Source organism: Nocardioides deserti, assembly GCF_014266025.1.
In the GTDB taxonomy this organism is placed as follows: Bacteria; Actinomycetota; Actinomycetes; order Propionibacteriales; family Nocardioidaceae; genus Nocardioides; species Nocardioides deserti.
Window position 1 is genome coordinate 61,618 of record NZ_JACMYC010000015.1, and the last position, 13,660, is coordinate 75,277.

Consider the following 13,660-nt stretch of genomic DNA (forward strand, 5'->3'; position numbering starts at 1 on the left):
GGCGGGCCCGCGCGCTGCCCGGACGGCGCTCGCGTAGGGTCCGTCTGCGCGCCCCGGGACCGGGGCCGCGGGGCGTTAGCTCAGTCGGTCAGAGCAAGGGACTCATAATCCCTGGGTCGTGGGTTCGAGCCCCACACGCCCTACCCGGTTCGGCAGTCGCTCGGCTCAGGGCTCGTCGTCATCGGCGTGCGTCTCGACGTAGTCCCGACGGACCTGCTCGAGCCAGCGGGAGGCAGGCTGGCCGGTGACCACGACCAGGTAGTCGACGAGGTGCATCGCGATGTTGGCCAGGTCGAGGATGGCCATCTCGCTGGCGGTGCTCGCGCCGAACGCCGCCTCGAGCTCGCCCCAGCCCTGGCGGTAGACCTGCTCGAAGTCCGCGGGCAGCCACTCGCCCGACGGTGTGTTGACCCGCATCGTCAGCAGCGACATCGCCCAGTCGGTGATCGCGTCGAAGTCCGGCTCGCTGCTGCTCGGGTCCATGTCACCAGCCTGTCACCAGCCTGCCGCGGCGCCGGTGGGCCAGCCGAGCTGGCCCGCCGGCACCGCAGCCGGGATCTGGTGGACGGTCAGGGCTGCAGCGCGACCGTGTACATCACCGTCCGGCTGCTGGCCGCCGTGCCGGTGGCGACGGATGTCCCGGTCGGGGTGCCCGCGGTGCCGACCGCCCGGTCCGCGACGCTGGCGGTGATGTACCCGCTGCCGCTGCCCCGGGTGGTGGCCGCGAGCTCGACGAGCGGCGAGGCCACGGTGTGGTCGGTGTTCAGGTTGGACTTGTCGGCCCAGTAGACGAGCACCCGTCCACCGTCACGAGGCGGCGTGACCGAGGCGGCGGTGTGCTGGGTCCGGTTCACCGTGTCGACCGTGACGGCATGGGTGTCGACGGCACCGACGCCGCGGTACGCGACGAGCCGCAGGTCCGCCTTCGTGATGTCCGAGCTCGTGACGGTGATGCTGCGGCCGGCGTCCGTCGCGGTCGCCTGTCGCGTCCACAGCCGGCTGCGCACGCCGGAGAGGTCGGCACCCCGCAGCTGCGTCCAGCCGCTCGGCGGCGTCGTGCTGGCGGCGTTGACGTTGGCGGTGTACGTCAGCAGCAGGGTGTCCCCGGCCCGGACCGCGGCTGGCACCTGCACGGTGTGCGTCGTGCGGTTGGCGTTGACCACCGTCGTGCCGACCAGCGCGACCTCGGCCGGAGGCGGCGGGGGCGGGGGAGGCGGCGGCGGAGGAGGTTCGACCGCCGAGCCGCCGTAGAAGGGATCCCGCGCCAGCGCCGTGAACGCGTCCAGCGAGCTGGTGCTGCTGTCGAGGTACCACTGGCAGTTGTCCGGCCCGCGGAAGTCGAAGTAGAGGACGCCGTGGAACTGGGCGTAGTCGGGCCGCTTGAAGAGTGCCTGGGCCTCGGTCAGCCACTGCGCCTTCCGGCCCGGCCGAGCCGGGTCCTCGGTGCTCGCGAACTCCGTCAGCCACAGCTCCTTGTCCGGGTGCGCGGCGCCGAAGTCGCGGAACGGCTTGATGATGCGCTCCAGGGTCCACCACGCGGTGTCGATGCCGGTCCGGCAGGTGAACCAGTTGTAGGCGTCGGCCCCCATGGCGTCGACGTAGTCGTCGCCGGGGTACCACTTGCCGGCGTCGTTGGGCGCCTGGGAGCCGACGAAGAAGGCGTAGTCGGTCATGATCCACATGAACTTCACGTTCGTCGCGCCGCGCTCGACGAAGACGTCGTGGACCTTGCGCCAGGCGGCGATGAACTCACCGGCCACGCCCATCGTGGAGCTGGCCTTCGACTCCGGCTCGTGGTTGTAGGTGAAGTAGACAGGGACGCCGTAGTCGCGCAGCCGGTCGGCCCACCGCACGATCTCGTTGTGCAGCGTGCTGCCCGGCTGGGCCGCGGCGACGTCGGCCCAGCGGACCGTCTGGCCGTTGCTGCGGCGGGACTTGACCGACAGGACCATCGTCCGGCCGGTGGTCCTGAGCCAGGTGTGGAAGGAGTCGGGGAAGGGGTCGTTCCAGACGAGGAACTCGCGGACGACGTCGAAGCTGCGGTCGATGCTGCCCTCGCGGCGCTCGACGGCTCCGCGCAGGCTCTCGCTGCCGCGCGGCTCGACACGGGCACCGATCTGCATGCCGTCGGGGGTGCTGCCGGCCGGCCCGGGCGCGAGCAGTGGGAGCAGCGCCAGGCCGGCGACCGCGGCCAGTGCGCGGCGGGCTCGGAAGCGGGTGTGGGGTGACATGACAACACCGTCGCCGTCGCCGTTCGCGGCGGCATCGCCAAGATCGGCGATGTCGACGCGGGCACGACGGGACCGGCCCCGGAGCGCCCCGTGAAGGGGCGCGCCGGGGCCGGTCCGTGGATCGGGAAGGAGCCGGGTCTCACTCCAGCTTCATCAGCGCCCCGGGCCCGAACACCGGCCCGGTGAGGTAGATCGTGCCGTCCTTCGCCACGTCCACGCCGCCGGGCAGCGTGAGCCGCCCGGGCACCAGCTCGCGGGTGTGGGTGTGGCCGCGGTGCGGCGTGATGCGGAACAGGCCGCCGATCTCCGCGCCGGGCGTGCCGGACTCCGCCTGCAGCCAGGAGGCCTTCGACAGGCTCAGCGCGTAGATCGCGCCGTGCCGGTCGGCGGCGAGGTCGACGATCGACGTCAGCCCGTCGGCGTAGGGCGTGCAGCCCGAGCGGTGCTTGCCTCCCCGGCGCTCGTGCCGGTCGCCGCGTGCGTCGTACGGCGCGGGGTCGCACACCGCGCCTCGCGAGCCGGGCTTGATCCGCCAGACCAGGGACGTGCCCGGCGTGGCGGGGAAGCCGCGGAGCTCACCGACGTACCAGTAGCCGTCCGCGCCGACCGTCACCGAGGTGGGGACGGACTCCGCCGGCATCGTCGGCGCGGGCGGGGCCGGCGGCTCGGGCTCGGGGTCGGAGCCACCGAGGGCACGCATCGGCGCCTCCGGCGGGGCGGGCAGGTCGTCGGGGACCTCGACGACGCGGGGCTTGAAGACGGCGACGGTCTTGACCTTGCCGTTGGGCCACACACGGAGCAGGTCGTTGCCGCCGGCGTCGGCGACCAGCACCGTGCCGTCCTTCAGGGCCTGCATGCCGTACGGGTTGGTGTCGGTCGGGACCTCCTCGAGGTCGTAGGGGTCGGGGTCGCCGATCTGGTGGGTGCCGATGTCGGCGACCTCCTCGAGATCGCCGTGGTGCCACACGTAGAGCGTCGCGGCCCCGGCGGGCAGCTCCTCGGCGGGGCCGCCGCCGCCGGTGAGGAAGTACACCTTGCCGCGGGCGGCGGAGATCGCCTGGGCGAAGCCGGCGGCCGCGGGCAGCCCGCCGAGCTCGCGCACCTCGGCGGGGCCGTGGCGGCGCTCGATGACCAGGCTGAAGGTGCCGTCGTCCTCGGTCACCAGGGTCAGGCCGCGACCGACGGAGTCGACACCGCGAGGGCCGCTGAGGGGCGCCACGGTCGTGAGGTCGTCGGGTGCGGGGGAGTGGTCGCGGTGCGCCTGGGCGGGCGCCAGCGCGCTGCCGGCGGCGGTCGCGAGGGCTGCGCCGGCTGCGACGGCAGCCAGCAGGGTCCGTGATGGGGTCATGGGTCGTCCTCCGGGGGGTGGGTCGGGACGCACCCACACAAGACCCGGCGCACCGGCGGTCGCATCTCCCACATGAGGGAACTTTTCCGGGGCGGCGTGGCGACGTCAGGGCGTCGGGACGCCGGAGGGCTCAACCAGCAGGAAGGGCGCGCACGCCGCGCCGGTGCAGGAGCCAGCTGCCGGCGAGCAGCAGCGCGCCGAGAGCGAGGAAACCGAGGTCCCAGGCGAGCGGGGCGCCCAGGTCGTCCCGGACGTGGTGGACGCCCAGCAGGTGGTGGTTGATGATCCCCTCGACCAGGTTGAACAGACCCCAGCCCGCCAGGACCAGGCCCAGGTGGAACGACCAGGTGGGCGCGAGCCGGCCCTGCTGCCAGGCGCGGACGGTCAGCACCGACCCCGCGACGACGCACAGCCAGGCGACGACGTGGAACAGGCCGTCGGCGAGGGTGTTCGCCTCCAGGCCCGCCACCGTCGTCGTCGGGTAGTCGTCGACGTGGCTCACCATGTGGTGCCACTGCAGCACCTGGTGCAGCACGATGCCGTCGACGAAGCCACCGAGCCCGATGCCGTAGAGCAGGCTCGCGAGACGGGTCGGCGGCCGGGCCGCCGCGCGGGTCGGGGTCCGGACCGGGAGAGGGGCCGAGGGGTCGGGCACGCTGCGAGGTACCCCGCGACGAGCCGTCGCAGAAGTGGCCACCGGGCCGAAGTGACCGAACGGACGATTCCGGGGCGTGGTCCGGGCGGCTACCTTCGTCCCTGCCGGGCCGTGGGCACACCCCCCAGGTCTGCGGCCCGGCACCCGCGGGCGCGCTGTTTGTGCCGACGGTCGGCCGGGAACCCGGCGGTATGACGCTTCCTCCGAGCGACGGTCCGACGGCCGCGTCCCTCGAGTTCGTCGGGACCGCCACGACGATCCTGCGGCTGGGCCCGTTCACGCTGCTGACCGACCCGAACTTCCTGCACCGCGGCCAGCGCGCCTACCTCGGCAAGGGCCTCTTCTCCAAGCGGCTGACCGAGCCCTCGCTGCAACCCGCCGACCTGCCGGCGCTCGACGGCGTGCTGCTGAGCCACCTCCACGGCGACCACTTCGACCGCATCGCCCGCCGGGAGCTCGACCGCGGTCTGCTCGTCGCGACGACGCCGGCCTCGAGCCGCACGCTGACCCGGTGGGGCTTCGCCGGGGCGCACGGCATGCGCACGTGGGAGTCGCTGGAGCTGAGCAACCGTGACAGCAGGCTGCGCATCACCGCCGCGCCGGGGCAGCACGGCCCCGGGCCGGCCAAGCACGTGATGCCCCCGGTCATGGGCAGCGTGCTGGAGCTGGAGGAGCCCGGCCGCCCGGTCTTCCGCGTCTACATCAGCGGCGACACGCTGTTCCGGCCCTACCTCCGCGAGGTGGTCGAGCGCACCGGGCCGCTGGATGCCGCGGTCGTCCACCTCGGCGGCACGCGCGCCTTCGGCGTGCTCGTGACCATGGACGACGACCAGGGCGCCGACCTCGTCCAGCTGCTCGAGCCGGCCGTCACCGTGCCGGTGCACTTCGACGACTACACGGTCTTCCGGTCCGGCCGGGAGGAGTTCCTGGCCCGGTGCCGAGAGCGCGGGCTGCCCACGCACCTGCGCACGGTCGAGCGCGGCGGCCGGGTCGACCTGACCTGAGCCCGAGCAGGGCCCGGCAGCCCGGTCGGCTCAGTCGTCCGTGCCGCGCCCGGTGCTCTCCTGGAGCCGATCGATGTGCTCGGAGGCCTCGGCCTTGGTGAGGTCGGCGGACAGGGTCTCGCCGGCCTGCCGGGCCAGGGTGTCGAGGTAGCTGCGCTGGGCACCGGTCATCGGCTCGTCCGCTGTCACCCAGTCCGCCGGGTCCTTGCGGGCGTTGGAGCCGTCGTCGGGAGCGGCGGCCCCGAGGACGTCGCCGTCGGCGGCCCCGAGGACGTCGCCGTCGGCGGAGGGGTTGTGGGCAGCGTTCGCACTGGCGTTCGAATCGGTCATGACCGCCCCGTACCCGAGCGGCGGCCGAGCAAACGGCGCTCGCGCCGGTGTCAGTAGCCGCGCTCGATGCCCCAGGCGACGGCCTGCGAGCGCCGGGCGACCCCGATCTTGGCGTAGATCTGGCGGATGTAGGTCTTCACCGAGTTCACCGACACGTAGAGCTCGGCGGCGATCTCGAGGTTGCTGCGCCCCCGGCAGATCAGCTCGAGCACCTCGGCCTCCCGCGCGCTCAGCTGGTCCCCGGACGACGGCGGCGGGACCGGGACCGATTCACCGCGGTGCACGAGCTCGAGCACCCGGACCAGCTCGTCGGCGCCGGCGGCCTTCGACACGAACCCGTGCGCGCCGGCCGCGACCGCACGGCGCACGTTGCCCTGGTCCATCCGCCATGTGTAGACGACGAGCCGCGCCGGGGTCCGCCGGGCCACCTCGGCGAGGTACGCCTCGGTGTCGAGGGGGCGCCCGACGGGGTCGCACAGCACCACGTCGGCCTCCGGGAGCTCGACGAGCCTCACCCGGTCGGCGCGGGCGCCCAGCATGCCCTCGACGCCGGCGACGACAAGCTCCGACTCGTCCACGATGCTCACCCGCACCGGTCGACCGCCCCGGCTGCCGACCTCGTCCGACACGCTGTTCATGATGGTCGAAATCTAGGACCCGCTGCGGCCGCCAGTGACCGGAAAGCGCCGCCCGAAGGGGTGAAAACGCTGGTGGAAGGCACGATCGGTCCTCGGAAGGCCCTGCGCCGGCGGCTGCTACACGAGCCTCATCCGGCCGGAAAGTACGCAGCCCGGTAGGACGCCAGCAGGGCCTGGCCACGCTGCACCGACGCGTCGAGCGCGTCCAGCAGCGGCGCGGCTCCCTCCGTCGTGCCGACGTCGCCGAGGAACTCCAGCTCGCGGGCGGCTGCCCCCACCTCGACCACGCCGAGGTTGAGCGCGCTGCCGGCCAGCTTGTGCGCGACCTGGCGCATGCCGTCCGCGTCGTCCTCGGCGACCAGGCCGCGGAGGCGCTCGACGGCGGGCCCGGAGTTGGCGAGGAAGTTGCCGATGGCGCGGTCGAGGTACGCCGTGCTCCCCGGGTCGAGGTCGCGCAGCATGTCCAGCCGCTCGACGTCGAGCCCGTCGACCGGGTCGGACGGGGGCATCTCCACGGGTTCCTCCTCCATCGGTGGCGCGGTCTCGTACCTAGGCACAGGCGTTGAGCGGGTCGACCCGACCCACTGGGCGAGCACGGACCCGAGCGTCACGGGGTCCACGGGCTTGGTCAGGAAGTCGTCCATGCCGGCGGCGAGGCACCGCTCGCGCTCACCCTCGACGGCGGCCGCGGTCATCGCGATCACGGGCAGCCGCGGGCCCTCGCCCTCGCGGCGCCGCAGCTCGCGCGTCGCGGCGTACCCGTCCAGGCGCGGCATCTGCACGTCCATGAGGACCGCGTCGACGCGCTGCCGGGCGAGGACCTCGAGCGCGACGATGCCGTCCTCGGCGGTCAGCACCTCGTAGCCCATCGACTCCAGCAGCCCGCTGGCGACCATCTGGTTCACCGGGTTGTCCTCGACGACGAGCACGCGCTGCTCGGCGCCGGCCTGCGGCTCCTGCTCGGGCACAGTGGGGGTCGCCTCGACCCCTGCCAGTGCGCTGACCAGGACGCCGCGGAGGGCAGGGGCGAGCACCGGCTTGGTGAGGAAGCCGGACACACCCGCCGCGGCCACGTCGTCCGGGTCGAGGGTGGTGAACGAGGTGAGCATGACCAGCGTCAACGCGTCGTACGCCGGGTCCCGCCGGACCGCGCGGGCCAGGTCCAGGCCGTCGCGCACCGGCATGGCCATGTCGAGCAGGGCACCGTCGAACGGGTCGCCCGCCGCGAGCGCCTCGGCCAGCGCCGCCTCGGCCTCGTCGGCGCTCGCGACCGCCACCGTCCGCACGTGCCACCAGCGCAGCTGCTCCTCGAGGATCAGCCGGTTGTGAGCGTTGTCGTCGACCACGAGCACCCGCTGCCCGGCCAGCCAGGTGCGCGCGTAGGCGTCGCCGGGGTCGGGCGCGGTGCCGGCGGGCTCGTCGAGCAGGGCACTGAAGGAGAAGATGCTGCCGCCGCCGGGGTTGGGGGTGAAGCGGATCTGGCCGTCGAGCGCCCCGACGATCTCCTTGGAGATCGCCAGGCCGAGCCCGGTCCCGCCGTAGACACGGGTGGTCGAGGCGTCGGCCTGGGTGAACGGCTCGAAGAGCCCGGCGGCCTTGAGCGGGTCCACGCCGATGCCGGTGTCGGCGACCTCGACGTCCAGCCGGGTCCGACCGTGGTCGGCGGGCGCCGAGGTCGCCCGGACGTAGACCTCGCCCTCCTCGGTGAACTTCACGGCGTTGGAGACCAGGTTGGTGAGCACCTGGGCGAGCCGGGTGGGATCGCCGGCCAGGACCTCCGGGACCTCGGGGGAGCAGGAGACGATCAGCTCCAGGCCGCGCGCGCGGGCGCTCTCGGCCATGACCGCGGCGACCCGGTCGAAGACAGGCCGGACCTCGAAGTCGACCCGCTCGAGCTCGAGCCGGCCGGCCTCGATCTTGGAGAAGTCCAGGACGTCGTTGATGACGCCGAGCAGCGCGCGGCTGGCGACCTGCACGCCGGACGCCAGGCGCAGCTGGGCGGCGTCGAGTCCGGTGCGCAGCAGCAGGTCGTTGAGGCCGATCACGCCGTTGAGCGGCGTGCGGATCTCGTGGCTCATCGTCGCCAGGAACTCCGACTTCTGCCGCGACGCCTCCATCGCCTCGTCCCGCGCGGCCGCGAGCTCCCGCTCGGCCTGCTCGCGTTCGGCCACCCGCGCCATCTGCACGGCGACGAGGTCGACCATCTCCTGGATCATGTCGTGGCGGTAGAGCGGCGGCGCCGAGGTGATGACCACGACGGCGTGGACGCGACCGGCGTACGACACCGGGAACGCGATCGAGAGCCGCCGGTCGTCCCAGACCGACCGGCCCTCGGCGTGGGCGCGCTCGGCCAGCGCCTGCTCGCGGGCGATCCGCTCGGGGTCCTCCTCGTCGGTGCGCCGGTCCTCGTCGGAGACGTAGTAGGGGTGGATCCCCGTGCCGTCCTGGTCGGGCACGAAGCCGCGGGCGCGCTCCCAGTCGTCGTGCAGCAGCACGAGGTCGCGCGCCTGGCTGAGCAGGTCGTCGAGGGACCGCGCCTCGTTGGCGGCCGAGGCGACCGCCTGCATCAGCACGTTCTGGTTCACCTGGTCGACCAGCGCGAGCTCGGCCTGCTTGGTCTCGGTGATGTCCTGGTGGGTGCCCGACATCGCGACCGCGCGACCGTCCGGGTCGCGGTGCACCACGCCTCGTCCGCGGGTCCAGACCCAGTCGCCCGTGCCGCGGAGCCGAGCCACCCACACGAACGGCTCGCTGCACTCGAGCGCCCGCCGGACCTCGCGGTCCACCTGGTCGCGGTCCTCCTCGTGCACCAGCCCCAGGAAGCCGTCGTACGACGACGGGAACTCGCCGGGGGCCAGGCCGTAGAGCTCGTGGATCTCCGGCGACGCCGTCACCTGGTCGTGGACCAGGTCCCACGACCAGCTGCCCAGGCGGGCGATCCGGTGCGCCTCGGCCAGGCGTCCCCGGCTCTCGACCAGCTCCTCGAGGTCGCGCCGTCGGTCGCTCCAGTCGGTCATCCGGTGCAGCACGCCGGTCAGCTCGCCGTCGGGTCCGTGCAGCGCCGACTCGCGGGCGAGCACCCAGGTGGCCGTTCCGTCGAGGCGCTGGAGCCGCACCTCGACCTCGCGCTCGTTGATGCTGCCCTCGCGCAGCTCCGCCAGGTGTGCGGCGAACTGCCGCTGACCGGCTTCGTCGAGGGTGTCGAAGACGGTGAGCCGCTGGGCCTCGGCCTGGGTGGTGCCGATCATGCGGGCGAGGGCCGGGTTGGCGTAGCGGATCCGGCCCTCGAGGTCGAAGACCCAGATGCCGTCCGGCGCGGTCTCGACGACGTCGCGGTACAGCGCGTCCAGGTCCATGGCCACCTCCTCCCGTCGCTCAGCCTAGGGTCTCGTCGCGCCCGTTCCGTCGCTGGTCAGGCCGTCATCGGTCAGGGCGTCGCTGGTCATGCCTCTCCGGCGATGCGGTACTCGCCGTCCTCGAACGTCAGCCGGAGCGCCACGTCGTCGCGGACCGAACGGCCGTTGGTGAGGGTGTACGTGTAGCGGTACTCCACCGACGGACCGTCCGGCTCCGGCCGCACCCGCTGCACCTCGACGGACTGCACGTCGCCCCAGAACCCGGCGTACCCGCGCAGTCCGCCGCTGGCCTCCTGGAACTCCGGGGTCAGCATCGCGAAGCCGGCCGACGGGTCGGTCGCGGCGGTCCGCAGGTAGTCGCGCACGAAGGCGTCGATGCTCTCGGCGGTGGGCCGTGCGGGGGGCGAGGGGGAGCCGGGTGAGCCGACAGAGGTCGCGCTGGCCCGCTCGCTGGGTCCGGTGCCCGCGCGCTCCTCGCCGCCGCCACGGCCGAGCAGGAACCCGCCGACGGTCAGCGCGGCCACCGCGGCGATCCCGACGAGCACCGGGACGAGCATCCCGGGCCGCCGACCACGGTGGCGGGTGCCGCCGGCGGCCGCGGTCGCCGGCGGTGCCGGGGGCGGGGGAGGCGGCGGGCGCAGCGGGCGCTGCCCGCTGCTGGCGAGCAGCTGCGTGCTGTGCTCGTCGTGCCGCGCGGCGCGGGTGACCGGGACGGGCCGCGGCGCGGCCGCCTGCGGACCGGCGTGCAGGAAGTCGCGGACCTGGGCCATCGTCCAGCGGTCGCCGGGCTCGCGGGCCATCGTCGCGGCGAGGAGCGGGCGCAGCCAGCCGGCGTCGTCGAGCCGCGGCGGGTCCTCGTGGACGATGCGGTAGAGCGCGCCGAGCACGTTGTCGCCGACGTCGTACGGCGGCCGCCCGGCCAGCGCGTGGAAGAGCGAGGCCCCGAGGGACCACACGTCGCTCGGCGGGCTCGCGAGCCGGCCGCTGGCGACCTCCGGCGCGAGGTAGGCGGGGGAGCCGGTGACCAGGCCGGTCTGCGTGAGGGACGCATCGGCCTCCGCGCGGGCGATGCCGAAGTCGGAGATCTTCACCCGGCCGTCCCCGGTGACCAGCATGTTCGACGGCTTGACGTCGCGGTGGACGATGCCCGCGGCGTGGGCCGCCGCCAGCGCGTCGGCCGCCTGGCCGAGCAGGACGGCGGCGGCGTCGGGCCCGAGCCGGCCGCGCGTGCGGACCAGCTCGGCGAGCGTGGTGCCGGGGACGTGCTCCATCACCAGCCACCGGTCGTCGCCGTCGTCGACCAGGTCGAAGACCGCGACGACGTGGGGGTGGTTGAGCCGCGCAGCCAGCCGGGCCTCGCGCTGCGCCCGCTCGAGGTCGGCGCTGTCGCCGCCGGGGGCGAGGCCGATCCGCTTGAGGGCGACCTGCCGGCCGAGCACCTCGTCGCGGGCCAGCCAGACAGCACCCATGCCGCCCCGGCCGATCTCGCGGTCGAGCGAGTACCTCCCGGCGATCACCGTCTCGGCTCCTCCTCGTCCGTCCGCCTGCCGCGCGTCTGCGGACCGAGCCAGCCTAGCGACGGCCGGGCCGAGCCGGGTGGGCGGACGAAGGGCCCATGCGGCAGGCTTGGAAGCAGGTACCCAGCCCGACGGAAGGCCCATCGTGTCCCTCGACCCCACCCTCCTCGACGACCTCGAGTGGCGTGGACTCATCGCCCACTCGACGGACCTCGACGCCATGCGCGAGGCCTTTGCCGCGGGGAGCGTGCGCTTCTACGTGGGGTTCGACCCGACCGCCCCGAGCCTGCACATGGGTCACCTCGTGCAGGTGCTCACCGCGCGGCGGCTCCAGGAGGCCGGCCACACGCCGTACGCCCTCGTCGGCGGCGCCACCGGCATGATCGGCGACCCGCGCGACTCCGGCGAACGCACGCTGAACTCCCTCGACACCGTCCAGGAGTGGACCGACCGCGTCCGCCGCCAGATCGAGCCGTTCCTCTCCTTCGAGGGGGACAACGCTGCCACGATGGTCAACAACTACGACTGGACCGCCCAGGTCTCGGCCATCGACTTCCTCCGCGACATCGGCAAGCACTTCCCGGTCAACCGGATGCTCGCCCGCGACGTGGTCAGCCGGCGCCTCGAGGCCGGCATCAGCTACACCGAGTTCAGCTACGTGCTGCTGCAGTCGATGGACTTCCTCCACCTCCACCGGGCCGAGGGCGTCGACCTCCAGCTCGGCGGCTCGGATCAGTGGGGCAACCTCACCGCCGGCGTCGAGCTGATCCGCCGTGCGACCGGTGACCGGACGCACGCGTTCGTCACGCCGCTGCTGACCAAGGCCGACGGCACGAAGTACGGCAAGACCGAGGGCGGCGCGCTCTGGCTCGACCCGGAGATGATGTCGCCGTACTCCTTCTTCCAGTTCTGGCTGAACGTCGAGGACGAGAAGGTCCCCGAGCTGCTGCGCGTCTTCACCTTCCTCTCCCGCGAGGAGATCGAGGAGCTCGAGGCCACCCACGCCGAGAAGCCGTTCCTCCGTGCCGGTCAGAAGGCGCTCGCCGAGCACGTGACGACGCTGGTCCACGGCGCCGAGGAGACCGAGCGGATCAAGGCCGCCTCGGCCGCGCTCTTCGGCGGCGGCGACCTGAGCGGGCTCGGCGGCTCGACGCTCGGCTCGGCGCTGCGCGAGGCCGGGTCGGTGACCGTCGACCGCGCGGACGGCCTGCCAGCGGTGGTCGACCTGCTCGTGCTGACCGGCCTGGCCTCGAGCAAGGGCGAGGCGCGCCGCACGATCGGCGAGGGCGGTGCGTACCTCAACAACGTGCGGGTCGAGGACGTCGAGGCGGTCCCGGCCGAGTCCGACCTCGTCGACGGCGCCTGGCTGGTGCTCCGCCGCGGCAAGAAGAAGTTCGCCGGCGTCGAGGTCCGATGACCACCTGGCTGGCCGGCCTCGAGGAGCGGGCGCGCGCTGTGCTGCCCGCGCCCGTCCTCGAGTACGTCGCGCAGGGCGCGCGCGAGTCGGTCAGCACCGCCGAGGCGGTTGCGTCCTGGAGTGCCTTCCGGTTCCTGCCGCACGTCATGCGGGACGTCACCGACGTCGACCCGGGGGTCGAGCTGCTCGGCCGCCGGACCGAGCTGCCCTGGGGCGTCGCCCCGACCACCCTGCAGCGCGTGGTGCACCCGGACGGCGAGCTCGCGATGGCGCGGGCGACCGCCGCCGCTTCTGGACTGCTGGTCGTGTCCAGCAACGCGGGCACGCCGTTCGCCGAGATCGGGGCCACCGGCGTCCGTTGGTGGCTCCAGGCCTACCTGCCGGCCGACCGCACCCTGGCCGAGCCGATGCTCGCCGGGGCCGTCGAGGCCGGAGCGGAGGCAGTGGTCCTCACCGTCGACACCCCGGTGGTCGGCACCAAGTACGCCGTCGGCGAGAGCATCTGGGCGACGGTCGACCCGGCGCTGGTGCGCGTGAACTTCGGGCCCGGCCACGAGGAGCGACCGGGCGCCGACAAGGCGACCGACCTCGGGCCGCACGACCTGGACTGGCTGCGTGAGAGCACCGGCCTGCCCGTGGTGGTCAAGGGCGTGCTCCGCCCCGACGACGCGCGACGCTGCGTGGACGCCGGCGCCTCGGCGGTCTGGGTGAGCAACCACGGCGGCCGCCAGCTCGACCGGGCCGTCCCGACGGCCGCGGCCCTGCCGGACGTGGTGGATGCCGTCGGCGCGGACGCCCAGGTGTACGTCGACGGGGGAGTGCGCAGCGGGCTCGACGTCCTGGCGGCGCTCGCCTCCGGTGCCGATGCGGTCTTCCTCGGCCGCCCGCCCGTCTGGGCCCTCGCCGAGGGCGAGGCCGGCGTCGCCCGGCTGCACGCGGAACTGCTCGCGGAGACGGTCGAGGCGCTCCGTCTGGCCGGGTGCCGACGCGTCGCGGACACCCGCGACCTGCTCGCGGCGCCCGCCCTACCCGCGACCTGACCAGGCCAAACAGTCCTGTGCTCGCCGTCACGCCGTCTCGGTTTGGTGTTTCCCGCGGGGCCCGTCTAATGTTTTCTCTGTCGCCAGGGAGCGGCGGGGAGCAAGGCCGGTCTGGTCGGGCTTC

At 73.7% G+C, this 13,660-nt stretch carries 11 protein-coding genes and 1 tRNA gene; 4 read left to right on the plus strand and 8 right to left on the minus strand.

Features of this window, described 5'->3' with window-relative positions:
* The first annotated feature begins 69 nt into the window (after positions 1 to 69).
* Positions 70 to 143, plus strand: a tRNA-Ile gene (locus H7344_RS17350).
* A gap of 22 nt (positions 144 to 165) precedes the next feature.
* Here H7344_RS17350 and H7344_RS17355 read toward each other — a convergent pair.
* The 4 genes from H7344_RS17355 to H7344_RS17370 all read right to left on the minus strand — a co-directional run bounded on the left by H7344_RS17355 (position 166) and on the right by H7344_RS17370 (position 4,234).
* Entirely contained in the window at positions 166 to 483 is a 318-nt protein-coding gene (locus H7344_RS17355; protein ID WP_186347251.1) for a hypothetical protein, read from the minus strand.
* Positions 484 to 569: 86 nt separating this feature from the next.
* The gene (locus tag H7344_RS17360; RefSeq protein ID WP_186347252.1) at positions 570 to 2,231 is read right to left on the minus strand and encodes a glycoside hydrolase family 26 protein; all 1,662 of its coding nucleotides are present in this window, start codon (positions 2,229 to 2,231) and stop codon (positions 570 to 572) included.
* A gap of 139 nt (positions 2,232 to 2,370) precedes the next feature.
* Entirely contained in the window at positions 2,371 to 3,579 is a 1,209-nt protein-coding gene (locus tag H7344_RS17365; protein WP_186347253.1) for a ScyD/ScyE family protein, read from the minus strand.
* Positions 3,580 to 3,709: 130 nt separating this feature from the next.
* Entirely contained in the window at positions 3,710 to 4,234 is a 525-nt protein-coding gene (locus tag H7344_RS17370; protein ID WP_186347254.1) for a DUF2243 domain-containing protein, read from the minus strand.
* Between the two features lie 191 nt (positions 4,235 to 4,425).
* Between H7344_RS17370 and H7344_RS17375 the strand changes: the two genes are divergently transcribed.
* Positions 4,426 to 5,238, plus strand: coding sequence for an MBL fold metallo-hydrolase (locus H7344_RS17375; protein WP_186347255.1), 813 nt, complete (start codon positions 4,426 to 4,428; stop codon positions 5,236 to 5,238).
* A gap of 30 nt (positions 5,239 to 5,268) precedes the next feature.
* On the opposite strand, the gene H7344_RS17380 is transcribed toward H7344_RS17375, so the two are convergent.
* From H7344_RS17380 to H7344_RS17395, 4 genes are all read right to left on the minus strand, one after another.
* Positions 5,269 to 5,568 (minus strand): DUF3072 domain-containing protein, encoded by a 300-nt coding sequence (locus tag H7344_RS17380; RefSeq protein ID WP_186347256.1) that lies wholly within the window; start codon positions 5,566 to 5,568, stop codon positions 5,269 to 5,271.
* Between the two features lie 50 nt (positions 5,569 to 5,618).
* Positions 5,619 to 6,206, minus strand: a complete 588-nt coding sequence (locus H7344_RS17385) for a helix-turn-helix transcriptional regulator (protein ID WP_222130814.1) — start codon at positions 6,204 to 6,206, stop codon at positions 5,619 to 5,621.
* Positions 6,207 to 6,334: 128 nt separating this feature from the next.
* Complete coding sequence (locus H7344_RS17390; protein WP_186347257.1) at positions 6,335 to 9,562, minus strand: response regulator; 3,228 nt, start codon at positions 9,560 to 9,562, stop codon at positions 6,335 to 6,337.
* 86 nt (positions 9,563 to 9,648) lie between these two features.
* Positions 9,649 to 11,079: a serine/threonine-protein kinase gene (locus H7344_RS17395; RefSeq protein WP_186347258.1), complete on the minus strand. Its 1,431-nt coding sequence runs from the start codon at positions 11,077 to 11,079 to the stop codon at positions 9,649 to 9,651.
* A gap of 145 nt (positions 11,080 to 11,224) precedes the next feature.
* On the opposite strand from H7344_RS17395, the gene tyrS reads away from it, so the two are divergent.
* Entirely contained in the window at positions 11,225 to 12,496 is a 1,272-nt protein-coding gene (tyrS, locus tag H7344_RS17400; protein ID WP_186347061.1) for a tyrosine--tRNA ligase, read from the plus strand.
* On the plus strand, positions 12,493 to 13,536 hold the full coding sequence (locus H7344_RS17405) for an alpha-hydroxy acid oxidase (protein WP_186347062.1): 1,044 nt from the start codon (positions 12,493 to 12,495) through the stop codon (positions 13,534 to 13,536). The genes tyrS and H7344_RS17405 overlap by 4 nt, the downstream gene beginning before the upstream one ends.
* Positions 13,537 to 13,660 lie beyond the last annotated feature (124 nt).

What these genes read in the sequence shown, in the direction of transcription:
- H7344_RS17380 (WP_186347256.1), bottom strand. Translation starts at nt 5,568, where the DNA reads ATGACCGATTCGAACGCCAGTGCGAACGCTGCCCACAACCCCTCCGCC.
- H7344_RS17390 (WP_186347257.1), bottom strand. Translation starts at nt 9,562, where the DNA reads ATGGACCTGGACGCGCTGTACCGCGACGTCGTCGAGACCGCGCCGGAC.
- H7344_RS17405 (WP_186347062.1), top strand. Translation starts at nt 12,493, where the DNA reads ATGACCACCTGGCTGGCCGGCCTCGAGGAGCGGGCGCGCGCTGTGCTG.
- H7344_RS17375 (WP_186347255.1), top strand. Translation starts at nt 4,426, where the DNA reads ATGACGCTTCCTCCGAGCGACGGTCCGACGGCCGCGTCCCTCGAGTTC.
- H7344_RS17355 (WP_186347251.1), bottom strand. Translation starts at nt 483, where the DNA reads ATGGACCCGAGCAGCAGCGAGCCGGACTTCGACGCGATCACCGACTGG.
- H7344_RS17365 (WP_186347253.1), bottom strand. Translation starts at nt 3,579, where the DNA reads ATGACCCCATCACGGACCCTGCTGGCTGCCGTCGCAGCCGGCGCAGCC.
- H7344_RS17385 (WP_222130814.1), bottom strand. Translation starts at nt 6,206, where the DNA reads ATGAACAGCGTGTCGGACGAGGTCGGCAGCCGGGGCGGTCGACCGGTG.
- H7344_RS17360 (WP_186347252.1), bottom strand. Translation starts at nt 2,231, where the DNA reads ATGTCACCCCACACCCGCTTCCGAGCCCGCCGCGCACTGGCCGCGGTC.